The sequence below is a fragment of the Methylocaldum szegediense genome, from assembly GCF_949769195.1.
Lineage (GTDB): Bacteria > Pseudomonadota > Gammaproteobacteria > Methylococcales > Methylococcaceae > Methylocaldum > Methylocaldum szegediense.
The window spans coordinates 3,630,001-3,653,721 of sequence record NZ_OX458333.1; the positions used below are offsets into that span (position 1 = coordinate 3,630,001).

At 54.4% G+C, this 23,721-nt stretch carries 21 protein-coding genes, 2 rRNA genes and 1 pseudogene (1 of these 24 only partly in view); 20 read left to right on the forward strand and 4 right to left on the reverse strand.

Annotation, left to right across the window (positions count from 1 at the left end):
* The 6 genes from QEN43_RS15710 to QEN43_RS15735 form a co-directional block, all read left to right on the forward strand.
* Window positions 1-2,362, forward strand: a 23S ribosomal RNA gene (locus QEN43_RS15710) (it extends 532 nt beyond the left edge of the window).
* 95 nt (window positions 2,363-2,457) lie between these two features.
* A 5S ribosomal RNA gene (rrf, locus tag QEN43_RS15715) occupies window positions 2,458-2,570 on the forward strand.
* 195 nt (window positions 2,571-2,765) lie between these two features.
* On the forward strand, window positions 2,766-6,671 hold the full coding sequence (hrpA, locus tag QEN43_RS15720; protein ID WP_026609296.1) for an ATP-dependent RNA helicase HrpA: 3,906 nt from the start codon (window positions 2,766-2,768) through the stop codon (window positions 6,669-6,671).
* A 173-nt stretch (window positions 6,672-6,844) separates the two neighbouring features.
* Window positions 6,845-8,041 (forward strand): formate-dependent phosphoribosylglycinamide formyltransferase, encoded by a 1,197-nt coding sequence (gene purT, locus QEN43_RS15725; RefSeq protein WP_026609297.1) that lies wholly within the window; start codon window positions 6,845-6,847, stop codon window positions 8,039-8,041.
* Window positions 8,042-8,187: 146 nt separating this feature from the next.
* Window positions 8,188-8,799: a lytic transglycosylase domain-containing protein gene (locus tag QEN43_RS15730; protein WP_036267853.1), complete on the forward strand. Its 612-nt coding sequence runs from the start codon at window positions 8,188-8,190 to the stop codon at window positions 8,797-8,799.
* Window positions 8,799-9,668: an HDOD domain-containing protein gene (locus QEN43_RS15735; protein WP_026609299.1), complete on the forward strand. Its 870-nt coding sequence runs from the start codon at window positions 8,799-8,801 to the stop codon at window positions 9,666-9,668. Before QEN43_RS15730 ends, QEN43_RS15735 begins: the two co-directional genes overlap by 1 nt.
* Before the next feature lie 5 nt (window positions 9,669-9,673).
* Here QEN43_RS15735 and QEN43_RS15740 read toward each other — a convergent pair whose 3' ends face one another.
* Window positions 9,674-10,252 carry a Maf family protein gene (locus QEN43_RS15740; protein WP_026609300.1) on the reverse strand — a complete coding sequence of 193 codons (579 nt, stop codon included), beginning with the start codon at window positions 10,250-10,252 and terminating at the stop codon, window positions 9,674-9,676.
* A gap of 182 nt (window positions 10,253-10,434) precedes the next feature.
* Here QEN43_RS15740 and QEN43_RS15745 point away from each other — a divergent pair, with 182 nt between their 5' ends.
* From QEN43_RS15745 to QEN43_RS15805, 13 genes are all read left to right on the forward strand, one after another.
* A complete protein-coding gene (locus QEN43_RS15745; RefSeq protein WP_235726588.1) occupies window positions 10,435-10,845 on the forward strand; it encodes a YceD family protein in 411 nt (136 codons plus the stop codon).
* Window positions 10,846-10,855: 10 nt separating this feature from the next.
* A complete protein-coding gene (rpmF, locus tag QEN43_RS15750) occupies window positions 10,856-11,047 on the forward strand; it encodes a 50S ribosomal protein L32 (protein ID WP_026609302.1) in 192 nt (63 codons plus the stop codon).
* Between the two features lie 95 nt (window positions 11,048-11,142).
* Window positions 11,143-12,171, forward strand: a complete 1,029-nt coding sequence (plsX, locus tag QEN43_RS15755) for a phosphate acyltransferase PlsX (protein ID WP_026609303.1) — start codon at window positions 11,143-11,145, stop codon at window positions 12,169-12,171.
* On the forward strand, window positions 12,168-13,133 hold the full coding sequence (locus tag QEN43_RS15760; RefSeq protein WP_026609304.1) for a beta-ketoacyl-ACP synthase III: 966 nt from the start codon (window positions 12,168-12,170) through the stop codon (window positions 13,131-13,133). The genes plsX and QEN43_RS15760 overlap by 4 nt, the downstream gene beginning before the upstream one ends.
* 8 nt (window positions 13,134-13,141) lie before the next feature.
* Window positions 13,142-14,098: an ACP S-malonyltransferase gene (gene fabD / locus QEN43_RS15765; protein WP_026609305.1), complete on the forward strand. Its 957-nt coding sequence runs from the start codon at window positions 13,142-13,144 to the stop codon at window positions 14,096-14,098.
* Window positions 14,095-14,832 carry a 3-oxoacyl-ACP reductase FabG gene (gene fabG, locus QEN43_RS15770; RefSeq protein ID WP_026609306.1) on the forward strand — a complete coding sequence of 246 codons (738 nt, stop codon included), beginning with the start codon at window positions 14,095-14,097 and terminating at the stop codon, window positions 14,830-14,832. Before fabD ends, fabG begins: the two co-directional genes overlap by 4 nt.
* 102 nt (window positions 14,833-14,934) lie before the next feature.
* Window positions 14,935-15,165 (forward strand): acyl carrier protein, encoded by a 231-nt coding sequence (gene acpP, locus QEN43_RS15775; RefSeq protein WP_026609307.1) that lies wholly within the window; start codon window positions 14,935-14,937, stop codon window positions 15,163-15,165.
* A gap of 84 nt (window positions 15,166-15,249) precedes the next feature.
* On the forward strand, window positions 15,250-16,491 hold the full coding sequence (fabF, locus tag QEN43_RS15780) for a beta-ketoacyl-ACP synthase II (protein WP_026609308.1): 1,242 nt from the start codon (window positions 15,250-15,252) through the stop codon (window positions 16,489-16,491).
* Between the two features lie 132 nt (window positions 16,492-16,623).
* Window positions 16,624-17,484, forward strand: coding sequence for an aminodeoxychorismate lyase (pabC, locus tag QEN43_RS15785; protein WP_036268473.1), 861 nt, complete (start codon window positions 16,624-16,626; stop codon window positions 17,482-17,484).
* Entirely contained in the window at window positions 17,433-18,470 is a 1,038-nt protein-coding gene (mltG, locus tag QEN43_RS15790; RefSeq protein ID WP_317963392.1) for an endolytic transglycosylase MltG, read from the forward strand. The genes pabC and mltG overlap by 52 nt, the downstream gene beginning before the upstream one ends.
* The gene (tmk, locus tag QEN43_RS15795; protein WP_026609310.1) at window positions 18,463-19,083 is read left to right on the forward strand and encodes a dTMP kinase; all 621 of its coding nucleotides are present in this window, start codon (window positions 18,463-18,465) and stop codon (window positions 19,081-19,083) included. Before mltG ends, tmk begins: the two co-directional genes overlap by 8 nt.
* The gene (locus QEN43_RS15800) at window positions 19,083-20,084 is read left to right on the forward strand and encodes a DNA polymerase III subunit delta' (RefSeq protein ID WP_026609311.1); all 1,002 of its coding nucleotides are present in this window, start codon (window positions 19,083-19,085) and stop codon (window positions 20,082-20,084) included. Before tmk ends, QEN43_RS15800 begins: the two co-directional genes overlap by 1 nt.
* An 8-nt stretch (window positions 20,085-20,092) precedes the next feature.
* Window positions 20,093-20,449: a PilZ domain-containing protein gene (locus tag QEN43_RS15805; RefSeq protein ID WP_026609312.1), complete on the forward strand. Its 357-nt coding sequence runs from the start codon at window positions 20,093-20,095 to the stop codon at window positions 20,447-20,449.
* Here the strand turns inward: QEN43_RS15805 and QEN43_RS21830 are convergent.
* The 3 genes and pseudogenes from QEN43_RS21830 to QEN43_RS15810 all read right to left on the reverse strand — a co-directional run.
* Window positions 20,379-20,744: pseudogene (locus QEN43_RS21830) on the reverse strand (OmpA family protein); the annotation flags it as partial. The gene QEN43_RS15805 and the pseudogene QEN43_RS21830 overlap by 71 nt on opposite strands.
* Window positions 20,745-20,784: 40 nt before the next feature.
* Complete coding sequence (locus tag QEN43_RS21835) at window positions 20,785-21,153, reverse strand: DUF4398 domain-containing protein (RefSeq protein ID WP_162144295.1); 369 nt, start codon at window positions 21,151-21,153, stop codon at window positions 20,785-20,787.
* A 195-nt stretch (window positions 21,154-21,348) separates the two neighbouring features.
* Complete coding sequence (locus QEN43_RS15810) at window positions 21,349-21,615, reverse strand: PGPGW domain-containing protein (protein WP_036268475.1); 267 nt, start codon at window positions 21,613-21,615, stop codon at window positions 21,349-21,351.
* 932 nt (window positions 21,616-22,547) lie between these two features.
* Between QEN43_RS15810 and QEN43_RS15815 the strand changes: the two genes are divergently transcribed.
* On the forward strand, window positions 22,548-23,513 hold the full coding sequence (locus QEN43_RS15815) for an IS481 family transposase (RefSeq protein WP_317963393.1): 966 nt from the start codon (window positions 22,548-22,550) through the stop codon (window positions 23,511-23,513).
* Window positions 23,514-23,721: the final 208 nt, after the last annotated feature.

The window sequence follows — 23,721 nt, forward strand, 5'->3', positions numbered from 1 at the left end:
CTTCGGGGGGTGACTGCGTACCTTTTGTATAATGGGTCAGCGAGTTACTTTCAGTGGCAAGCTTAACCGAGTAGGGGAGGCGTAGCGAAAGCGAGTCTGAATAGGGCGTTAAGTCGCTGGGAGTAGACCCGAAACCGAGCGAGCTAGCCATGGCCAGGCTGAAGGTGCGGTAACACGTGCTGGAGGGCCGAACCGGGATCTGTTGAAAAAGATTCGGATGAGCTGTGGCTAGGAGTGAAAGGCTAAACAAGCTCGGAGATAGCTGGTTCTCCTCGAAAGCTATTTAGGTAGCGCCTCGTGTATCACTTCCGGGGGTAGAGCACTGTTTCGGCTAGGGGGTCGTCTAGACTTACCAAACCGATGCAAACTCCGAATACCGGAAAGTGCAGCACGGGAGACAGACGGCGGGTGATAACGTCCGTCGTCAAAAGGGAAACAACCCAGACCGCCAGCTAAGGTCCCCAAATCAGACTTAAGTGGAGAACGATGTGGGAAGGCATAGACAGCCAGGAGGTTGGCTTAGAAGCAGCCATCCTTTAAAGAAAGCGTAATAGCTCACTGGTCGAGTCGGCCTGCGCGGAAGATTTAACGGGGCTTAAAGTCTGTACCGAAGCTGCGGATGCGAGCGCAAGCTTGCGTGGTAGGGGAGCGTTCCGTAAGCCTGCGAAGGTCAACTGTAAGGTTGGCTGGAGGTATCGGAAGTGCGAATGCTGACATGAGTAACGATAATCAGGGTGAAAAACCCTGACGCCGAAAGCCCAAGGTTTCCTGCGCAACGTTAATCGGCGCAGGGTTAGTCGGCACCTAAGGCGAGGCCGAAAGGCGTAGTCGATGGAAAACCGGTTAATATTCCGGTACCAGGTGTAACTGCGATGGGGTGACGAAGAAGGCTAGGTCAGCCGGGTGTTGGACGTCCCGGTTTAAGCGAGTAGGCAGATCCTTTAGGCAAATCCGGAGGATCAATGCCGAGACGTGATGACGGTGTCTTGGTTCGCCAAGACCGAAGTGATTGATGCCAGGCTTCCAAGAAAAACCTCTAAGCTTCAGGTTACATTTGGCCGTACCAAAACCGACACAGGTGGGCGGGATGAAAATTCTAAGGCGCTTGAGAGAACTCGGGTGAAGGAACTAGGCAAAATGGTACCGTAACTTCGGGAGAAGGTACGCCCCTGGTACGTGAAGTGACTTGCTCATGGAGCGGAAGGGGGTTGCAGTGAAACGGTGGCTGCGACTGTTTAATAAAAACACAGCACTCTGCAAACTCGAAAGAGGACGTATAGGGTGTGACGCCTGCCCGGTGCCGGAAGGTTAATTGATGGGGTCAGCGCAAGCGAAGCCCTTGATCGAAGCCCCGGTAAACGGCGGCCGTAACTATAACGGTCCTAAGGTAGCGAAATTCCTTGTCGGGTAAGTTCCGACCTGCACGAATGGCGTAACGATGGCCACACTGTCTCCACCCGGGACTCAGTGAAATTGAACTTGCTGTGAAGATGCAGTGTACCCGCGGCTAGACGGAAAGACCCCGTGAACCTTTACTACAGCTTTACACTGGACTTTGAATTTGCTTGTGTAGGATAGGTGGGAGGCTGAGAAGCCGGGACGCCAGTTCCGGTGGAGCCGACCTTGAAATACCACCCTGGTGAATTTGGAGTTCTAACCCAGATCCTTGAATCAGGATCGGGGACCGTGTATGGTGGGTAGTTTGACTGGGGCGGTCTCCTCCCAAAGCGTAACGGAGGAGCACGAAGGTGCGCTCAGCACGGTCGGAAATCGTGCAGAGAGTGTAAGGGCAAAAGCGCGCTTGACTGCGAGACAGACAAGTCGAGCAGGTACGAAAGTAGGTCCTAGTGATCCGGTGGTTCTGAATGGAAGGGCCATCGCTCAACGGATAAAAGGTACTCCGGGGATAACAGGCTGATACCGCCCAAGAGTTCATATCGACGGCGGTGTTTGGCACCTCGATGTCGGCTCATCACATCCTGGGGCTGTAGCCGGTCCCAAGGGTATGGCTGTTCGCCATTTAAAGTGGTACGCGAGCTGGGTTTAGAACGTCGTGAGACAGTTCGGTCCCTATCTGCCGTGGGCGTTGGAGATTTGAGGGAAGTTGCTCCTAGTACGAGAGGACCGGAGTGAACGAACCTCTGGTGTTCCGGTTGTCACGCCAGTGGCACAGCCGGGTAGCTATGTTCGGACGGGATAACCGCTGAAAGCATCTAAGCGGGAAGCCCCTCCCAAGATGAGATCTCCCTGGGACGAAAGTCCCCTGAAGGGCCCTGGAAGACGACCAGGTTGATAGGTGGGATGTGGAAGGTCAGTAATGGCTGAAGCTAACCCATACTAATGGCCCGTGAGGCTTGACCATATAACACCCAAACCGTTTGGGTGACGACACCCAACGCCGTGTACATTGTCCGAGGAAAGAGCGAAAAACAACAGCTCACCTCATAACCCGTTTTGCCTGGTGGCCAAAGCGAGCGGGAACCACCCGATCCCATCCCGACCTCGGAAGTGAAACCGCTCAGCGCCGATGATAGTGCAGTTCCCTGTGCGAAAGTAGGTCACCGCCAGGCACCCTATCCCCTAATAAGCGCCCCGCACATCCAAAGCGGGGCTTTTCATTTTTAGAAGAACCCCACCACTATCGGCCTCATAGGCATCGAGCAGCGATATCATCAAGGACCGAATTGAATCCAGTATAATCTCGCGCCTACCGCCGTTTTTTCTTTTGGAAATATTCTGCTAAAACGAATCAATTTTTCCTTTTTATGCAGGATATTCTTGACCAAATCGAAGGAAATCTCGATCTCTGTCTCCGCAAAGATCGCTATCATCTGAGTAAGAGACTTTCTCAGCTACGAGCCGAGATGCGCCGCGGCCAGTTGGCTGCCGATCGGTTGCAGTCGCTACAGGAAGCAGTCAGCCAGTCTATGGCGAAAAGGCAGCTTCGAGCGGAGAGCGTTCCAGAGCTGGATTATCCGCTAGAGCTGCCAGTCGTTGAAAAAAAAGACGAGATTCTCGAGAAAATCCGTAATCATCAGGTGGTCGTTGTTTGCGGAGAAACGGGCTCTGGCAAGACGACCCAATTGCCAAAAATCTGTCTCGAGGCTGGCCGTGGTGTTTCTGGTTATATAGGCCACACACAACCCCGTCGTATTGCGGCACGAACCGTTGCCGCTCGGATTGCCGAAGAGCTCAAACAGCCTTTAGGGCAGGCGGTGGGTTATAAGGTTCGATTTCAAGATCAGACCCGGCCGGAAAGCCTGATCAAACTCATGACCGACGGCATCCTGCTGGCGGAAATTCAGCACGATCGCTTTCTCGAGCAATACGACACCTTAATCGTGGATGAGGCGCATGAGCGGAGCCTCAATATCGATTTCCTGTTGGGCTATCTCAAATGGCTGCTGCCCAAGCGTAAAGATCTGAAGCTCATCATTACTTCCGCCACGATCGAGCCAGAACGTTTCGCTCGGCATTTTGGGAACGCCCCGATTATCAATGTTTCGGGACGCACCTATCCGGTGGAGATTCGTTACCGGCCGGTTGAAGTCGAGGAGGGCGATGAGACCGACCATGCCGAACAGATGGCGATTGTTAACGCCGTGGATGAGTTGTGGCGTGAGCAGCCTGGGGATATTCTCATCTTTCTCAGCGGTGAGCGCGAAATCCGCGAGACCGCCGAGTCGCTACGTAAGCACCACCCGTCAAACTGCGAAATTCTGCCGCTGTACTCGCGCCTGTCTCAATCCGAGCAGGAACGAGTATTCAGACCTTCAGGCATGCGTCGCATTGTGCTCGCGACCAACGTCGCAGAAACGTCGCTCACCGTGCCCGGAATACGCTCGGTGATTGATACGGGGTACGCCCGTATCAGTCGGTATAGCCATCGCAGCAAATTGCAACGCTTGCCAATCGAGAAGATTTCCCAAGCCTCGGCTAATCAGCGCTCCGGCCGCTGCGGACGAGTGGGCCCCGGGATTGCTATCCGCTTATATTCCGAACAGGATTATCTGAATCGGCCGGAATTCACCGACCCGGAAATACTCCGTACCAACTTGGCGGCGGTCATTCTGCAAATGCACGCTCTCAAGTTGGGTGATATTTCAAACTTTCCCTTTGTAGAACCGCCCGACGCCCGGCTGATCCGCGACGGTCTTCGGACCTTGCAGGAGGTCAATGCGCTGGATGATCGCGGACAGATCACCGATATCGGTCGCAAGCTCGCAAAGCTGCCGGTGGACCCGAGGCTCGGGCGTATGCTTTTGGCAGGAGCGGAAGAACATTGCCTGAGCGAAGTCGCTATTATCGTCGCTGCCCTGAGTGTGCCCGATCCACGCGAGCGCCCTGCCGACAAGGCTTCGAATGCCGATCAGAAACATGCCCGTTTCCGGGATGACAATTCGGATTTTCTGTCCTTCCTGAAGCTATGGACCGAGTACGAGGAACAGAAGAAGTACTTGTCGAAATCCAAGCTGCGTCAGTGGTGTCGCGAGAATTTCCTATCCTATGTGCGGATGACAGAGTGGCACGACATTCACGGGCAGATCATGGAAGTGCTGAAGGGGGAACTGGACCTGAAGCTGAACCAGGTGCCTGGCGAATACGGCGAAATTCATAGGGCGCTCCTTTCGGGTCTTCTGTCTAATGTCTGTCTCAAGCAAGAGCAGAACGAATACGTTGGAGCGCGTGGAACCAAGTTGTTCATTCATCCTGGCTCCTTTTTGTTTAAGGTCAAGCCCAAATGGATCATGGCGGCCGAGCAAGTGGAAACCACTAAGGTCTACGCCCGTACGGTAGCTAAGATAGAGCCGGAATGGATAGAAAAGGTGGGGGCTCATCTCGTTAAGCACCAACACTACGATCCGCATTGGGAGCGCAAGACAGCTCGCGCCGCGGTGTATGAGCGCACTACGTTGTTCGGACTCATTGTTCAAGCGGGGCGAAAGATTCCGTATGAAAGGATCAATCCACAAGGGGCGAGAGACATGTTTATCCGTCACGCCCTTGTGCACATGGATTACGACAGCAAGGCACCGTTCTTCCTGCACAATTTGAAACTACTGGAGGAAGCGGATTATCTTCAGCACAAGGGACGGCGAGCCGATCTGCTGGTGGACGAGGATTGGCTGTTCCGCTGGTTTGACGAACGTATTCCGCAGGATGTAGTCAACGGCGTTACCTTCGAGCGCTGGCGTAAGTCCATTGAAGCCCGTGAGCCCGATCTTCTCAAGCTCAGCCGGGCCGACATTACCACAAAGGAAGCCGCTTCGCTGGACGCTAAGAATTTTCCCGATCATTTTCAGGTAGGTCCTTTGCGGTTCCAGCTGCAGTACCGCTTCGAACCGGGACATGAGGACGACGGCGTCACGGTCATTGTGCCGCTGCATCTTTTGAACCAGCTTGATCCTGAGCCGTTCCGCTGGTTGGTTCCAGGGCTACTCAGGGAGAAAACCGTCGCTCTGATCAAATCTTTGCCCAAGACTTTGCGTATCCATTTCGTGCCGGCATCGGACCATGCCGAACGCGTGTTGCCCATGCTCGACTATGGACGCGGTTCTTTCTACGCGCAGCTTTCTTCGGCTTTGAAAAAAACCGGCGGTATTGCCGTATCACCCGACTCTTTCCGAGAAGACGTACTTCCGCCGCACTTGCGCATGAATTTCGCCGTTGTCGACGAATTTAACACTGTCATCGATCGTTCCCGCGATCTGAGAGAGCTCAAAGCTCGCCATTCTGCTGATGCCGGTAAGAATTTTCAGCAGTTGGCGGGACGGGCCTATCTTCATACTGGCTGCAAGAGTTGGACTTTCGGCGAATTGCCTCGCTGTTTCGACGGCCAGTACGACGGCCAGACGATCTTTGGCTTTCCGGCGGTGGTCGACGAGGGCGAAACGGTGGGCGTTAGGGTGTTCGATACCCCGGAAGAAGCGGCGTGTCAGCATGAACTAGGCCTTATCAGGCTGTTCCGTTTCGCTTTGGCGAAAGAACTGAAGTATCTGAAAAAGAATCTGGCGGTAAATGCATCGTCAGAACTTTGGTATCGGCAGTTGCCAGCTCACCCTTTCCTCTATTCTGAGTTAAAGACCGGGCGTGAACTGCGCGAGGATCTTCTGAATAGGCTTATGGGCGCATTGTTCCTGGAGGGACAGCCGGATATTCGCAGCGCCGAGCAGTTCGAAAAGCGGCTTAAAGATCAGAGAGCCGAATTGGTCCTAAAAGCAGACGAAATGGCGCGTATGGCTCAAACCATATTTCAACTGTACAGTGAGGTACAGGCGAAACTGAAGTCGCTGCCCGCTGGTCCGACTAAGCAGGATGTACTGGAACATTTGAGATTGCTCGTTTATGCAGGATTCTGGGTTACCACCCCGTATCCGCAAATCCGGGAAATGCCCCGCTATCTCAAGGCTGTGTTACACCGTTTGGAGAAAGCCACTCAAGATCCGCTGCGCGACCGAAAGCAATACGGCGAGCTTGCGCCCTTCTGGGGACGCTATTGGAACGCCGTGAAAGCGGCCAAAGGACAGCGCCTTGCCCCTGAGCGTGAAACCTATCGCTGGAGCTTGGAAGAATTCCGTGTCTCCCTTTTCGCTCAAATGCTCAAGACGGCCTACCCAGTATCCGCAAAGCGGTTGGAAGAAGCGTGGAAACAACTGGGCTTTCAAGGCTGAGATTTGAGTTGTAGAGCCCTTCGAGGCGACAAGGGGGCTCGAGTCCGTGGCGATCTTTGGGTTCGGGTGGCTCGGAGGGTGTGAGTATTCGTGGCTGAGATTAGAATGGCGAAGAATAGGCTCGATAGCTAAGGGCGCATATCGGGGTGATCATTCAGCGAGAGGAGCCAGTTATGAAAATCGGTACCGCACTTACACGTAGCGCCACCCGTGTCATGCTTCTTGGTGCCGGCGAGCTCGGCAAGGAAGTCGCTATTGCCTTGCAACGTTATGGCGTTGAAGTCGTGGCCGTGGATCGTTATCCCAATGCGCCTGCCCAGCACGTGTCGCACTGTGCCCACGTCATCGACATGATGGATGGCGACGATGTGAAACGGCTCGTTGAGATGGAGAAACCGGATATCATCGTTCCGGAGCTTGAAGCGATCGCAACCGACGCTTTGGCGGAGATTGAGCGCGCTGGAAACGTAGTCGTCATTCCCAATGCGCGCGCCGTCGATTTGACGATGAACCGTGAAAAGATTCGTCGTCTGGCCGCAGAAGAACTCGGGTTGCCTACTTCGTCCTACGCTTTTGCCGATTCTTTGGAATCGCTGAGAAAGGTCGTTTCGTCGGTCGGTTATCCCTGTTTCGTGAAGCCTGTCATGTCATCTTCGGGTAAAGGGCAATTCTTGCTGCGAAGCGAAGCTGACTTAGAAAAAGCTTGGGAGCACACACAGTCGGAAGGGCGAGTAAGGGATGGCAAAGTCATCGTAGAGGCAAAGATTGAGTTTGACTACGAAATTACGTTGCTTACGGTGCGAGCAAGGAACGGGCGCTCCGGAGAAGAAACCTATTTTTGCGAGCCAATTGGCCACCGACAAGAGTTCGGCGATTACGTCGAAAGCTGGCAGCCGCAACCCATGAGCAAAACTGCCCAGGAGGAGGCCAAACGTATCGCAAAGACGATAACGGAGAATTTGGGCGGATGTGGCGTTTTTGGCGTAGAGCTGTTTGTCAAAGGGGATCAAGTCTGGTTCAGCGAGGTGAGTCCGAGACCTCACGATACCGGCATGGTGACCATGATTACCCAGGAGCAGAGCGAGTTCGAGCTGCACGCGAGAGCCATACTAGGATTTCCTGTATCGACCCGTCTTCGAGATCCGGGAGCCAGTGCCGTGATCTATGGCCAGGTCGAAGGCGAAGGCCTAGCATTCGAGGGCGTTGATGATGCGCTTGCCGTTCCCGAAACCGAGATTCGGCTGTTCGGCAAGCCGATTTCATATCCACGCCGTCGAGTCGGTGTGGCTTTAGCCGCAGGTCGCTCCGTCGAAGAAGCGCGGGAACGAGCGAGAACCGCGGCAGGGCTGGTCAAGCCCGTGATCGGTTAGGAAACTCGTGTTCTGACGGGCGTTTTGTATCGTCGGCGCGAAAGTGTGAGCCGGTTCGCAGAATGACATCCGTCAATTGAAAAAAAGCAGATTCGTGCAAAACTTTTCGTCTGTCGACATAGCGACGGTCAACAGGCGGAAAGACGATGTTCAGACCAATTGATAAATGCGGGCTGGCATTTTTATTCTTTCTTTTTTCGAATTCGGTCGGTGCAGATGTTTACAAATATGTTGATAGCACCGGACACGTTTTCTACACGGATAATCCGAAGCACTCAGGATATCGATTGATTATCAAGACGCCGACTGCGTCATCTCCCTTTTCGTCTTCGAGAACATGGCGGTTGGGAACGCGATTTCCAAAGAGGAACCGCAGTCAATTCGACCCCTTGATTGAAGCGGCAGCCAACAAATACAGCCTTGATCCCGCATTACTGCATGCCGTCATTCGTGCGGAATCCGCCTACAATCCCGCGGCTGTGTCTCCTAAGGGCGCTGTCGGTCTGATGCAGCTTATGCCGGAAACCGCTGCCCGTTTCGGCGTTCGCGATCGTTACAATCCGAGTGAAAACATAGAGGCGGGAGCGAGGTATCTGAGGCAATTGATCAACATGTTTCAGTCAGACATACGACTGGCGGTGGCGGCCTACAATGCTGGGGAAAAAAATGTCATCAAATATGGCAACAAGATTCCTCCGTTTCAGGAAACTCAGGCCTACGTAACACGGGTTCTCAATTACTACAACCGCATGAATTGATGCCCATCGCCGAAACACCCGAAACCCTTGTGATGGGGATGCCTCAGTTGGTATCCCCGTCGGTCGCAGTGGCGCGGGTTTGGGCCATTCTCGAACGTGACGATTTCAACTTTGCCGAGATTGCCGAGGCAATCGGTCAGGATCCGGCACTTACCGCACGATTATTGAAGATAGTCAACAGTGCGTTTTACAACTTGCCGGTCCGTATCGAGACCATTACACGTGCGGTCGGGCTGGTTGGTGCCGATACGCTGTACAGTTTGGCGCTGACCACTTCCGTCATCCACAGCTTTCGCAAAATCCCGACGTGTTTGGTCAATATGAATGATTTTTGGTTGAACAGCCTTTATTGCGGCGTGATTTCGCGTCTATTGGCCAAGGAAGCCTCTGTCCTGCACAGCGAACGCTTGTTTGTTGCGGGCCTGTTACATCGCATCGGTGCGCTGATTATCTATTTGCGTTTGCCCGACAAGGCGCGGGAAATTCTGTTGGCTGCCGCTGGCGACGATCGGTTGATCCCGGGATTGGAAAAAGATCGGCTCGGTTTTACTTATGCGGAGATCGGGGCGGAACTGGCCAAGGCCTGGAAACTGCCAGAGGCTTTGCAGGAAGCGATTCGTTGGCATCTCGAGCCTGAATTGGCCGAAACTCACCGCTTGGAAGCCAGTCTGTTATATCTTGCGAATCGACTAAAAACCGTGGCATTACTCGGCTTTCCGGCCGACGACGTGATTCGGGCGATACCGGACGAGGTTGCCGTTACGACACGTTTGGACGAAGGCCAAATAATGAAGGTGATGGCCCTAGCGTCCGAACAATTCAGCGAAACGGCCGCCGTATTCATGCCAGGTGTTTATCTGCAGCATTGATCCGTTTAAACTACCCGTATTCCGAAGCTCGTGAGCAGGCGAGCAAGTCGTATTAGCGGTAGCCCAACCAGCGCATTGGGATCTTCGCCTTCGAACTTTTCAAATAGCACGATACCCAAGCCCTCCGATTTAAACCCACCGGCACAGTCAAAAGGTCGTTCGCGATCGACATAACGTTCAATTTCCCGATCATCCAGTGATCGAAAGTAGACCGCGCAACGGTCGATATCCGTTTTCATTTCTCCAGTGGTCGTGTGCAACACGGATACGGCGGTGTAAAAGGCGACACGTTGTCCCGAAGACTCGCGAAGTTGCCGAATGGCGTTGTCGCGCGTCATCGGCTTTACTAATTGCCTTCCGTTCAGAACGGCGACTTGATCCGAGCCGATAATCAGGCTTTCGGGAAAGCGAGGTGCCGCCGCCGCGGCCTTCTCCTTCGCGAGTCGCAGTGCCTGGTTATCGGGACTTTCATCAAAACCGGGCGTTTCGACAACTCGAGGAGAGACTGCCTCGAATTCGAGCCCCAGCTTTTTCAACAAGTCTTGGCGATAGGTGGAGCTGGAAGCCAGAACAATTTTTGTCATGGAGTCGGATTTGAGTTAAAGATTTGAGCGGTCGAAAGAGGTATACGTGAAGCTATTTTGACACCTTTTCACATTTCTCGATATCATTGCACGTTATGCTTGACTGTTTGCCAAACTCAATCGATCCGTTAGAGTATGCGGACAAGAGGCGCAGGATCGTCGGATCGGTGCCTTTGAACGAGATGTCTCGCGTACGGGACATGGTGCTCAATGAGAAAGGCGAGGCAAAAGTCGATCTCGAATTTCGGAAAGAAGGCCGGCGAGCAGTCGTTTCCGGGTGGGTCGAGGCTGATCTCGAGCTGGAGTGCCAGTGTTGTTTGGAGCCTTTGGACTGGCCGGTACGCAGCAAAGTACACCTAGGCATCGTCAGTACCATCGATGAAGGAAATCTGTTGCCAGAACCGCTTGAGCCTTTGCTTCTCGATGAAACGGGTATGATCGATCCTGCGGACATCGTTGCTGACGAATTGGTGTTGGCGATTCCGCCGATTCCCCAACACCCTCAGTGTGCTTTGCCTAAGACGGAAACCGATGCTGAATCCCGCGAGAATCCTTTCGCCGTATTGGCGCAACTCAAAAATAGTCGACAGTAGGAGCTCTTAAATGGCCGTACAGCAAAATCGTAAAACGCGTTCCAAGCGAGGTATGCGTCGTTCGCATGATGCATTGAAAGCTAAAGCGCTTTCCATTGAACCCACCACAGGCGAAGTCCATCTCCGGCACCATGTCAGCCCGGATGGATATTATCGCGGGCGCAAAGTGATCACCAGCAAAGAGGAGTCGAGCGAAGAATAGTTTCGATATCCTGATCGATTCGGGGAGCCGAAGTTTTCGCGATTTCTTTTTGTTGTTTCTGCTGAGTTTGCCGCTCGATTGATTGAATAATAACTATGAGTAAGAAGCCGACCATCGCTGTGGATGCCATGGGCGGCGATCACGGTCCCGCCGTGATCGTTCCGGCGGCTCTGGATAGTGTCGAAAGCAATCCTCATTTAAACCTGATTTTCGTGGGTGACGAAGCTGTCTTGAAGCAGCACCTTGGGGCGGCGTTAACACGCTTCGGCGACCGGCTTCGCATTCATCACGCCTCCGAAACGGTGGAAATGCACGAGTCTCCGGCTAAGGCTCTCCGTAGCAAGAAGGATTCATCCATGCGAGTTGCCATTGACCTGGTCAAGAGCGGCCTTGCCGATGCGTGTGTCAGTGCCGGGAATACCGGTGCCTTAATGGCGATCGCAAAATTCGTTCTCAAAACGATACCAGGGATCGACCGGCCAGCCATTATCTCTGCTGTGCCGTCCATGGGAGGCCATACCCATGTTCTGGATCTCGGAGCTAATGTTGACTGCTCGGCAGAGCATCTCTATCAATTTGCCGTGATGGGGTACGAGCTCGTTCGCGCAGTGGAGGAAAAGGAGCACCCACGGGTAGGATTGCTGAATATCGGCGAGGAAGAAATCAAAGGCAACGAACAGGTCAAGGAAGCTGCGAAATTGTTGGCTGACGCCCACATCAATTTTATCGGTTACGTCGAAGGAAACGATCTTTACTCGGGGAACGTGGATATCGTCGTGACCGACGGCTTTGTCGGTAATGTGGCGCTCAAAACCAGTGAGGGGCTCGCCAAAATGATCAATCATTCAATCAAGCAAGCATTCAGCAAGAATTTTTTAACCAAACTGGCCGGCTTGGCAGCTATGCCTGTACTTCGCTCCTTCAAAGAGCAATTTGATCACCGACGCTACAACGGAGCCAGTTTGCTGGGACTGCGTGGCATCGTGATCAAGAGTCACGGCAATGCCGACCGTTTGGCCTTCGCAAATGCGATTGGCATCGCTGTCCGGGAGGTCGAGAAAGCCGTCCCAACTCGTATCGGCGAGCGGATCGCTGAAATTTTCGCCGAGAGGAAAACCGCGTGAGACGGTACTCTCGGATCCTCGGAACCGGCGGCTATCTCCCCGAAACTATTCTCACCAACGACCAGATCGCTCAGACCGTCGATACGTCTGATGCCTGGATCGTCGAACGGACGGGTATTCGCGAGCGTCGCATCGCCGGGGAGCACGAAACGGCTTCCAGCATGGCGGAACATGCAGCTCGTCAGGCTTTGCAGTCGGCTGGAATCGAACCGGGAGCGATCGACCTCATTATCGTTGCAACCTGTACGCCCGATCGTGTTTTTCCCAGTACCGCTTGTTTGTTACAGCAGCGGTTGGGCATCCAAAATTGTGCAGCATTCGACGTTCAGGCAGCGTGCTCCGGATTCATATACGCACTCAGTATCGCTGACCAGTATGTCAGGGCAGGAACCGCCCGGCGGGTTCTTGTCGTAGGGAGTGAAGTCATTTCGCGTATCGTCGACTGGTCGGATCGTACAACCTGTATCCTTTTCGGCGACGGTGCGGGAGCGGTCGTGCTCGAAGCTTCGGATGAGCCAGGGATTTTAAGCACTCATATCCATTCGGATGGGCAATACCAGCATCTCTTGTACGTGCCAAATTCCCACAGCATTGGAAACGGCGAAGACAAAGATCGATTCCTGAGAATGCAAGGGAACGAGGTCTTCAAGATCGCTGTCAATACGCTCGGACGCATTGTGGACGAGACCTTGGCCGCCAATAATCTGCAGAAATCGGATATCCACTGGCTAGTGCCTCACCAAGCCAATATACGTATCATCGCCGCTACGGCAAAAAAGCTGCACCTGCCCATGGACCGCGTGGTGACGACCATCGAGAAGCAAGGTAATACATCGGCGGCTTCGGTACCGCTCGCTTTGAATGAAGCGGTTCGCGACGGTCGGATTCAGCGCGGACAAATGATCTTGATGGAAGCTTTCGGCGGTGGTTTTGCGTGGGGCTCGGCCCTAATCCGGTATTAGGGGAATTTATGTCTACACATCGCGTCGACGAAGGCTTGGCATTCGTTTTTCCTGGGCAAGGCTCTCAATCCGTGGGGATGTTGGCGGAACTCGCTATGACCCAGATCGAAGTGGAGTCCACTTTTCAGACCGCATCTGAAGTACTCGGTTACGATCTCTGGGACTTGGTGCAGAATGGTCCCGAGGACCGACTCAACCTTACCCAGTTTACCCAGCCGGCCATGTTAGCCGCCGATGTTGCGGCTTGGCGGGTATGGTGCAAACACACGCCCGTTAAGCCAGCATGGATGGCGGGTCACAGTTTGGGCGAATACTCGGCTCTGGTGTGTTCGGGCGCTTTGGCGTTCGAGGATGCGGTTCGTCTTGTGGCCGAGCGCGGCCGATTGATGCAGGAAGCGGTTCCACCCGAAACCGGAGCGATGGCGGCTATTTTGGGGCTGAGCGATGATCAAGTCGTAGACGTATGTCGCAGGGCAACGACCAGAACGGAACTTGTCGCATCAGCCAATTTCAACGCTCCTGGACAAATCGTGATCGCCGGTCATCGGCCTGCGGTGACGCGGGCCATCGAACTCGCGAAAGCAGAGGGGGCCAAGCGAGCCGTCCTTTTACCGGTGAGCGTGCCGTCTCATTGTCCCTTAATGGAAAGGGCCGCCGAGGAATTTAGGGCAATGCTTGCGGATACCGCGGTCACTATCCCTGAAATCGCCGTGCTGCACAACGTGGACGTGGCGTCCCATTCGGCACCTGAAGTCATCCGGGTGGTTCTAGAAAAGCAATTGTACAGTCCTGTTCGTTGGGCCGATTCCATCCTATTCATGTCACAACAGGGCGTCACGCGTTTTGTCGAATGCGGTCCCGGTCGAGTGCTGAGTGGCTTGAACAAGCGGATTGTCCCGACGTCTAGAACCGAGGCGGTTTTTGATCCAAATTCTTTGTCTAAAGCGTTGGAGCTTGTTCAATGATGACTAAAGTCGCTATTGTAACCGGAGCCAGTCGCGGTATCGGACGTGCCATAGCGCTGCGTTTGGCGAAGGAGGGCCATACCGTGGTAGGCACGGCGACAAGTGAGTCTGGTGCCGATGCTATCTCCGCGGCTCTGACGGAGGCTGGATTCCGCGGCAAGGGCATGGTGTTGGACGTCTCGGCAGCTGGCTCAATCGAGCCGTTTTTCGAAGCCGTGAACGACGCGTTCGGGGCACCGCTCATCTTGGTCAATAACGCCGGGATTACGAGGGACAACTTGCTGATGCGGATGAAAGACGAGGAATGGGAAGACATTATCCGGACCAACCTGTCCTCCGTTTACCGCATGTGTAAAGCGGCTTTGCGCGGAATGATGAAAGCCAGGGAAGGTCGTATGATCAATATTACGTCCGTGGTCGGCGCAATGGGAAATGCCGGGCAGACCAATTATGCGGCCGCCAAAGCCGGAATCATTGGGTTCACTAAGTCGCTCGCGAGAGAAGTCGGGTCGAGGAATATCACTGTAAACGCCGTGGCCCCGGGGTTTATCGATACCGATATGACGCGTGTTCTGCCTGAAGAAAGCCGCAAGGCACTATTGGATAATATTCCGTTGGGAAGGTTAGGGGCCGCCGACGACATAGCGGGTGTGGTAGCCTTCCTCTGCTCGGAGGATGCCGCCTACATTACTGGCGAAACGATACATGTCAACGGTGGCATGTACATGGCGTAAAGCTGCCCGGTGTTTTTCCCGAAAAGGCTTGTATTCACCGGGTTTCAAATTAAAATTTCCCGACTCACTATAACCAGACAAAACAGCTGAGGATATAAAACGATGAGTGATGTAGCAGAGCGTGTTAAGAAGATCGTGGCTGAGCAATTGGGCGTGAAAGAAGAAGTCTCCAACGAAGCTTCTTTCGTCGACGATCTCGGTGCCGATTCCTTAGACACGGTCGAACTGGTGATGGCGCTGGAAGAAGAGTTTGAATGTGAGATTCCCGACGAAGACGCGGAAAAGATCACGACTGTCCAGCAAGCAATAGACTACATCGAAAGCCACATCTGATTTAGTCCTGCCGCCCCGCACGGTTTTCGGCTTGGCGGGGCAGGATTGTTTTTTGTCAATTTCCAACCCCTCTAAGGCATAACGTTGAGTAAAAGGCGCGTGGTCGTTACCGGCTTGGGCGCAGTGTCGCCGGTCGGGTTAACGGTAAGTGATTCCTGGAAAAGCGTGCTTGAAGGCAAAAGCGGTATCGCGCCTATCGAGCATTTTGACGTTTCGGATTTCTCGACCCGCTTCGGCGGCAGCGTTAGGGGATTTGATATCACCCGATACATTCCCGAAAAAGAAGCTAAGAAAATGGATGTTTTCATTCATTACGGGCTAGCGGCCAGCTGCGAAGCGTTCGAAGATTCCGGATTGGAAGTGACGGAAGAAAATGCCGAACGGATCGGCGTTGCCGTCGGTGCCGGTATCGGCGGTATCACGGGAATCGAGAACGGGCATAGCGCCTATTTAAAAGGTGGCCCGCGGAAGATTTCCCCGTTTTTCGTACCCAGCAATATCATCAACATGATTTCGGGCAACGTATCCATCAAATTCGGATTGAAAGGCCCGAATTTCGCCATTGTTACGGCTTGTACGACGGGCACCCACAATATCGGAGAGGCTGCCCGAGTAATCCAATACGGCGATGCCGATGTCATGATTGCCGGTGGTGCGGAAATGGCGACCTCGCCGACCTCATTGGGGGGATTCGCATCGGCGCGTGCCTTGTCCCGGCGTAATGATGATCCGGTCCGCGCCAGTCGTCCGTGGGACAGAGATCGCGACGGCTTCGTATTGAGCGATGGCGCCGGGGTTTTGGTGTTGGAGGAATTGGAACACGCTAAAAAGCGTGGGGCGAAAATTTACGCGGAACTGATCGGTTACGGCATGAGCGCCGACGCCTATCACATGACTCAGCCGCCGGAAAGCGGCGAAGGAGCTGCCCGCTGCATGCGCAATGCATTGAGAGATGCCGCTATCAACGCCGATCAGGTCGATTACATCAACGCTCACGGAACTTCGACGCCGGCCGGCGATATTGCAGAAACCAGAGCAGTCAAATCCGTACTCGGTGATCACGCCTACCGTACCCCGATAAGCTCGACCAAGTCCATGACCGGCCATATGCTGGGTGCCGCCGGCGGCATCGAGGCGATCTTCTCGGTTCTCGCGCTGAGAGATCAGGTCATCCCGCCGACGATCAACCTGGACAACCCAGATCCGGAATGCGATCTCGATTATGTTCCACACACGGCTCGTGAAGCGAAGTTGAACATCGTCATGTCGAACTCTTTTGGCTTCGGCGGAACGAACGGCACTTTGATTTTCAGGAAATTTAGCTGATTCTCTGGACGAATCCGACTCACGCCAGCGGTTGCCGTTGGAAATGGGGTTGGTTCATCTTTAAAAGCACGCGTTAAGCGTGCTTTTTGTTATCTTAGGACGACGAAGCATTTTAGATTCGCCGATAAGACGATGAGCGGCTCCGGTGCGTATGAAGTTTTGATTGACGGCCAGCCGATGCGCTGCGTGGATGCTGTAGACCGCGGATTTCAGTACGGCGATGGGACATTCACCACGATCACCATCCGCGAGGGGGTACCGTTATTTTGGCCTTTGCACCTTGCTCGTTTGGAACGAGACTGCCGGCAACTCCTCATCCCTTTTCCCGGAGTCGAACATCTAGAACCCGATGTGCGGACGCTTTGCGCGGCACATCCGGACGGAGTGCTGAAGATACAAATCACCCGTGGTATCGGAGGGCGCGGTTACCGGTTGCCCGAGCCGCAACGGGTGACTCGAGTCCTGAGCATACACCCACCGCCCGATTATCCATCCGAGTTACGGGAAATCGGCATCGAGGTTCGGCTCTGCGAAAATCGCCTGGGCATCAACCCTCGTCTGGCCGGCATCAAACACATGAATCGCTTAGAGCAAATCCTCGCCCGCGCTGAATGGACCGACGATGCGATTCGAGAAGGCATCATGCTGGATACTGAGGGCTATGTCGTTGAGGGCACGATGAGCAACCTTTTTCTAATTAAGAATGGCACGCTGTATACGCCGAAAATCGACCGTTGCGGCGTTGCCGGAGTCATGCGGAGTATAACGATCGAGACAGCCCTCCAGCATGGTATGGCTGTCGCAGAATCGCGTATTACCCTCGAGGAACTTTTCGCCGCCGATGAGGTATTTTTGACAAATTGCGTGATTGAAACATGGCCCGTCAGACGTTTCGGGCATCGAACGTATGGCGTGGGACCGATTACACAAGAGATTGATCGATGGCTAAGGACGAAGGCGGAAAACGAGCAGGTCGCGGCGTTCAATGGCTGATCGGGACTATCGTCATCGCCGCTAGCTTCCTGATCGGATGGTTATGGATGGATTATCGAGCAGCGCTGGACAGGCCGTTGGTACTCGATCGTCCAGTCTATTTCGAGATTGCCAAAGGGGATGGCCTGGCGCGCATAAGCACCGAGCTTGAACGACAGGGAATCATAGGCAATCGGATTTGGTTCACACTCAGGGCGTGTATCGACGGGTCGGCCAGGCAATTGAAATTCGGCGAGTACGAGATTCCGCCGGGAACGACGCTTCGGCAATTGTTGGCGATGTTCGTCGCCGGCAAGGTTCGTCAGCACCCAATTACTCTTGTGGAGGGATGGACATTCCGCCAGGTTCTCGCCATGCTGGACCAAAGTCCTCCCCTAACAAAGCTTGCGAGGGGTAAGTCTCCCGAGGAGATCATGCGAATGGTCGGGGCGCCGGATGAGCATCCGGAAGGTCGTTTCTATCCGGACACTTATTTCGTGACCAAGGGAACCACGGATATCGAGGTTCTCAGGCGAGCCTATCGGAAGATGCAGGCTGTGCTTGAAGAAGAGTGGGCGAATCGAGACGAAAGGACCACCTATGCCACGCCCTACGAGTCATTGATCGTGGCGTCTATCGTGGAGAAGGAAACCGCGCGCCCAGAAGAGCGACCCCTCATCGCCGGCGTGGTTACCCGACGTCTGGCCAAGGGCATGTTGCTACAAACGGATCCGACGATCATTTACGGTTTGGGGGATGATTTTTCCGGGAATATCCGCAAAGAGGATCTGCTGAAAGACACGCCTTACAACACCTATGTCCGTGTCGGGTTGCCGCCGACGCCCATCGCCATGCCGGGGCGCGATTCGATCCACGCGGCTTTGCACCCAGCCGCGGGAGAAAGTCTTTATTTTGTCGCACGCGGCGACGGTACTCATGTCTTTACGAACACTCTCGAAGACCATCAGCGTGCGGTCGAACAATTCCAAAAGCGCCGGCATGATTAGGGGGAAGTTCGTCACGCTCGAAGGCGGGGAGGGTGTGGGCAAAACCACTAATCTGGAGTTCATCCGGGATTATTTACAAAGTCACGGCATCAGGTTTCTGGTTACCCGAGAACCGGGCGGGACGCCTATCGGCGAAGCCATACGCCGGCTGATTATCGAGTCGCAAGGTATGGTGGCCCAGACTGAGCTGTTGTTGATGTTCGCTGCCCGCGCACAACACCTCGAAGAGGTCATCAAGCCCGCTCTGGCCGAAGGACTCTGGGTTGTTTCTGATCGGTTCACCGACGCTAGCTACGCTTACCAGGGCGGCGGCCGCGGTATCGATACCGGGGTCATACGCTTTCTCGAAGACTGGCTACAGAAAGGTCTGGAACCGGATCTCACCTTTTTGTTTGACGCTCCGGTTGAAATCGGCCTTAGACGGGCGCGTGACAGGGGAGGGCTCGACCGCTTCGAAAGCGAGCGGCCCGCGTTCTTGTCCCGGGTCCGGGAAACCTATCGCGAATTAGCCCAACGGTGGCCTCATCGTATCAAGCTACTCGATGCAACCCGGCCGCTCGCCGAGGTGCAAGCGGACATCGCCGAGCATCTGGATTCTTTGCGTCAACGCTGATGGGAACGGATTCGGGCAACATTCTCTTTCCCTGGCTCGATGAGCCTTGGCAAAGACTGAACGCTTATTTGACTGCTCGGAGACTGCCGCAGGCCTTGTTGATTCATGGCGTTGACGGGATCGGAAAGACCCGTTTGGCGGAGACTTTCGCCCAGAAACTGCTGTGCAGGAACCCAAGCGACTTCGCATGTGGCGATTGTGCCGGATGCCGCTTGTTTCTCGCCGGAACCCACCCGGATTTCCTGAAGTTAGAGCCCGCGGAACGAGGAAAGCCGATCGCCGTGGACGCAGTACGGCACTTGATCGCGAACCTTTCCCTCAAGGCGCAGTATGGCGGCTACCGTGTCGTTGTATTCTGCGAGGCACATCAGTTGAACATCAGTGCAGCCAACGCTCTCCTGAAAACCTTGGAAGAACCGGGCGAGAATACCGTTATGTTGTTGCTGACCGACAACCCCTCGGCTCTGCCGGCTACCATCTTCAGCCGCTGCCAGCGTCTTCCGATCGCGCTTCCGGACCATGCAGTCGCCGCGCGATGGCTGGAACAGCAAGGAACCGGCGATTCGACGGCGATCTTGTTGGCAGCCGCGAGATATGCTCCGTTGAAGGCTTTGGCGCTCGCCGACTCGGATGTCGTGGAACGACGGAGCGCGGTATTTTCGGAGTACCGCGACGTGGTGCTTCGGCATCGGGAGCCGGTGTCGCTCGCGGAGAGGTGGTCGGCGCTGCCGTTTGAGGAGTTGGTCGATTGGATGATTTCCTGGGTGATGGATTTGATCCGTCTTCGCAGCCTACCGGACTATCCCGACTTGGATAACCCGGATTTACGCGATGATTTGCGGGCTTTGGGTTCTCGACTACACTTGAAGAGCCTGTTCGAGTTTCTCGACGCGTTGTTACAAGCGAAACGGGCATTGAACGGTCAACTCAACCGCCAATTGCTTTTGGAAGAACTGTTGATCCATTGGGCACGGCTCGCGTGCTCGCCGCATGTGGATTAGGCCCTGTCATGAGTGCTAGCGAGAACAAATTACGCCAAGGAATTCTGTCTTTGACCATCCGGGACAAGAACGTTCTCTATGCCGCTTACATGCCGTTCGTCAAGAACGGTGGACTGTTCATTCCCACCAACCGGGTTTATAGCCTGGGCGAAGAAGTGTTCATGCTGCTGAACCTCATGGATGAATCGGAACGTATTCCGGTCGCCGGAAAGATCATCTGGATCACACCTATGGGCGCGGAAGGATCTCGCGCTGCTGGTATCGGTGTGCAATTCAGCGAAGAGGACGGCGGGTCTACCCGTGCCCGAATAGAAAACTACCTCGCCGGCAGCCTTGAATCGCAACGGCCGACCCATACGATGTAGATCGCGATTGCCTGCTGCCTTTTTCCGGCCCCGCGATGAATGGATTTCGGTACCATGATCCGGTTTTTCCTCGATCCGGATTCCGGTGAATGTCACCCATTCCTTTCGGTGACCGGTGCCGCCGGCTCCGATAAGTAAACTTCCACCCGCCGATTTGCCGTCCGACCCTGGTGCTGTTCGAAGCCACCGGAGAGCCCTCTCCGTACTCGCGGGCCACGATACGTTCTGCTGGACTGATGCCGTTTCTGCGCAAGAAACTCTGCACGACTTTTGCTCGGCGCAGGGACAGTTCCCTGTTGTAGGATACCGAACTCGGCTATCCGTATGCCCTTCTATCAGTACATTGCGATCCGGTTGCTGTTCGAGCGTCTCCACCACTTGGAAAAGATCGGGTCGAACGCAGGGTTTGAGCTTAGCGTTATCATACTCGACCAACACCTTGCCCAAGGTGACCAACAGACCGCTCTTGCTCTGTTGAGCCTTGAGCGCGGAAGCCGCTGTCGCAAACGCAATTTCTCGCGCTCATCGCGCAGGTGCTGCTCCCCGGTGTCGGCTTTTCGCGTTTCGGCCGTGGCCCGTGCGCTTTCTACTTTCGCTTCGGAGAGGTAGATGAGATGGGTGGTTTTGCTCTCGTCGTCGGCGCCTTCAGCCTGTCGCAAAATACGGCCCGCTTCCGAAAGCGCGACCAGTGCATTTTGCGCGATTTCTGCGTCCTGGAGGGTTTCTCAATCCGAAAAGCGTGCTCTTTCCAATGCTTCATTGTGTGTGGCGAAGCCCGAATATATTGCGATTCGGTTTCGGACTTGAATTTTCGCAGAGGTGGCTCGCAGGTGGAGCACAATCAAAGATTCGTTATCTGATACCGGCCATCCTCTATTCTAGCCACAATATCGTCTGGACTACTTGTCAAAAAGATTTCCCGCCTTTCGTTTGATGTCCTCGGCGCTGTCCTTGAGGCTCTGAACTCTTCGTTTCACGATGCGTAACCAATGCCGTGCCCAGGCAAACTCGATCCCGAGAATTGCTAGACCTAAAGGAATCATCAGAAAGGCCGGGCCTGGCAATACGATTAAAGCGACGCCAATCAACACTATGGATGTTCCGACTACGCCGATGACCACGCGCCGCGCTACCTGATATGTCTTAACGAGGCTCGTACGTGACATAAATTCTCGCCGATTGAAGAGCCGCCGTTTCGTTGAAGGTTCACGGATTTGACCGGTCATCGGGTGGTCGGTTTCGAGGTTCGCCGAACGAATGAAAGGACTTGGCCTCAGCTTGTGCGTCGGCGCAGGCGGTTGCTCAGCGCCGCGATATAGGGTTCGGCTGTCGTGGGTTTTGAAAGAATTGCTTTTCCCTTGACACACCGTAATCGCAAGAATGACGGTATGGCGTATTAGTCGAATGAGAGCGATACTGAAGTATTAGCGTACCCAATTACTAATGGTCGACGAAAGACGCATGGTTTTATCAGAAATAGAAGCGTCCGCTATTCCGTATTCGGAAAGATTTGCCGGAGTCGAACCGGCCTTCCGGGGATATGAGCCCCGGCGCGCACCGGCGCCTTTATTGGCTCCGCGGTATACGTGAGGCACAAAAATAAGGTTTTAATCTATTAGATAGATGGTTTGCTAAATTGTCGCAATAAAATGGTAAATTCCGTGAATATACTTATCTCATAAAAGTTACAAATCTCGTGAGGGCGACAAATTATTATCGCGGGACGTCTCAGTCGATATACCTTATGCTTCGCGAGAATTACTAACTATTCAGGCTTGTACTCTATGTGACCTAAAAACCCACGGATAAGTCTCGTTACAATCCGTTTTGAAGGGATATTTTCAACGGCTGAACAGACCGCAACGTGTAAAGCACAGGACCTTTTCGGGACGATTAGTTATTTTGGAATTCGACGTTCCCGAAAACCGGAAGTTTTCGACAGGATTGCTACTATCCTGGCTTCTTGTACTGTGGGATTTCAAGCGAGGATAAACTGTCGCGTCTCGTGTGATTATTTACCGAGAAGGCGTTATGCTCTGTTTGAAGCCCGGAGCCTTCTCCAGGAGATCTTCGGTCCGTCCAAGTGAGGTTCCTCTCCATGCAGATTCGTCTTCATAAGAACGCCCGTACCACCCCGGCCGTTCGGCAGGCCATTCAAGCATCCACGTTGAGCGAGCGCGCCTTGGCCCAAAAGCACGGCATTAGCCGAACGACCGTCCGCAAGTGGAAACACCGCTCCTCGGTCGAAGATGCCTCGCATCGGCCCCACACCCTCAGAACCACGCTCACGCCCGCCCAGGAAGCCATCGTGGTCTACCTCCGCCAAGCTCTGCTCCTCCCCTTGGATGATCTCCTGGCCGTGACCCGGGAATTTCTCAATCCCGCCGTGTCCCGTTCCGGGCTAGACCGCTGCCTGCGCCGCCACGGGGTGGCGTCCCTCAAGACCCTGCTTCCGCCTACAGAGAAGGCGAAGGTCAAACCCTTCAAGGCCTATGAGCCCGGCTTCCTTCACCTGGATGTTAAGTACTTGCCCGCCATCGACGGCGAACCCCGCCGATACCTGTTCGTCGCCATTGACCGTGCCACCCGCTGGGTCTATGTCGCCCTCAAGCCCAACCGCACCGCCTTAAGCGCAAAGGACTTCCTCAAAGCGGTGATTCAGGCCGCGCCTTTCCGCATCCAGAAATGCCTGACCGACAACGGCTCGGAGTTTACCGACCGTTTCCTGACCCGAACTCGGCAGCCCTCGGGGACGCATGAGTTTGACCGCCTCTGTACTGAACAAGGCATCGAACATCGCCTGATTCCGCCGGGCCGGCCCCAAACGAATGGCCTGGTGGAACGCTTCAATGGCCGCATCGAGGAGGTGTTGCAAACCCATCACTTCGATTCAACCGCCGATCTGGACACCACCCTGCACCGCTATGTCGAGCTGTACAATCATCACATTCCCCAAAAGGCCTTAGGCCATCTCACCCCGATCCAGGCTCTCAAAAACTGGCAACTGTCCCATCCTCATCTTTTTCGAAAGAAGGTTTACGATCTTGCGGGACTTGACAGATAACTTCGCGTTTTCTCACCATAAGGCGTATCGGTCGTGACGGCGACGAGTTTCCGGGCAGCCGCGAAATAAGAGTGGCCTGGGAACTTAAACGCCGTTTCAGTATCTATAAACGCGCGATGATTGTCCTCCTTTCCGGTACGTGTCTATATCGGGCGGCTCGGCCCTGGTCTCGCAGCAATCCCGTGTGTCGATCGGCCGGAGATGCGCG

Excerpts from the sequence above, each read along its gene's own strand:
- QEN43_RS15730 (WP_036267853.1), top strand. The coding sequence starts at position 8,188 with ATGTTCAGACCAATTGATAAATGCGGGCTGGCATTTTTATTCTTTCTT.
- tmk (WP_026609310.1), top strand. The coding sequence starts at position 18,463 with ATGATTAGGGGGAAGTTCGTCACGCTCGAAGGCGGGGAGGGTGTGGGC.
- QEN43_RS15740 (WP_026609300.1), bottom strand. The coding sequence starts at position 10,252 with ATGACAAAAATTGTTCTGGCTTCCAGCTCCACCTATCGCCAAGACTTG.
- rpmF (WP_026609302.1), top strand. The coding sequence starts at position 10,856 with ATGGCCGTACAGCAAAATCGTAAAACGCGTTCCAAGCGAGGTATGCGT.
- QEN43_RS15810 (WP_036268475.1), bottom strand. The coding sequence starts at position 21,615 with ATGTCACGTACGAGCCTCGTTAAGACATATCAGGTAGCGCGGCGCGTG.
- QEN43_RS15735 (WP_026609299.1), top strand. The coding sequence starts at position 8,799 with ATGCCCATCGCCGAAACACCCGAAACCCTTGTGATGGGGATGCCTCAG.
- plsX (WP_026609303.1), top strand. The coding sequence starts at position 11,143 with ATGAGTAAGAAGCCGACCATCGCTGTGGATGCCATGGGCGGCGATCAC.
- QEN43_RS15805 (WP_026609312.1), top strand. The coding sequence starts at position 20,093 with ATGAGTGCTAGCGAGAACAAATTACGCCAAGGAATTCTGTCTTTGACC.
- fabD (WP_026609305.1), top strand. The coding sequence starts at position 13,142 with ATGTCTACACATCGCGTCGACGAAGGCTTGGCATTCGTTTTTCCTGGG.
- mltG (WP_317963392.1), top strand. The coding sequence starts at position 17,433 with ATGGCTAAGGACGAAGGCGGAAAACGAGCAGGTCGCGGCGTTCAATGG.
- QEN43_RS15745 (WP_235726588.1), top strand. The coding sequence starts at position 10,435 with ATGTCTCGCGTACGGGACATGGTGCTCAATGAGAAAGGCGAGGCAAAA.
- fabG (WP_026609306.1), top strand. The coding sequence starts at position 14,095 with ATGATGACTAAAGTCGCTATTGTAACCGGAGCCAGTCGCGGTATCGGA.
- hrpA (WP_026609296.1), top strand. The coding sequence starts at position 2,766 with ATGCAGGATATTCTTGACCAAATCGAAGGAAATCTCGATCTCTGTCTC.
- pabC (WP_036268473.1), top strand. The coding sequence starts at position 16,624 with ATGAGCGGCTCCGGTGCGTATGAAGTTTTGATTGACGGCCAGCCGATG.
- purT (WP_026609297.1), top strand. The coding sequence starts at position 6,845 with ATGAAAATCGGTACCGCACTTACACGTAGCGCCACCCGTGTCATGCTT.
- QEN43_RS15800 (WP_026609311.1), top strand. The coding sequence starts at position 19,083 with ATGGGAACGGATTCGGGCAACATTCTCTTTCCCTGGCTCGATGAGCCT.
- QEN43_RS15815 (WP_317963393.1), top strand. The coding sequence starts at position 22,548 with ATGCAGATTCGTCTTCATAAGAACGCCCGTACCACCCCGGCCGTTCGG.
- acpP (WP_026609307.1), top strand. The coding sequence starts at position 14,935 with ATGAGTGATGTAGCAGAGCGTGTTAAGAAGATCGTGGCTGAGCAATTG.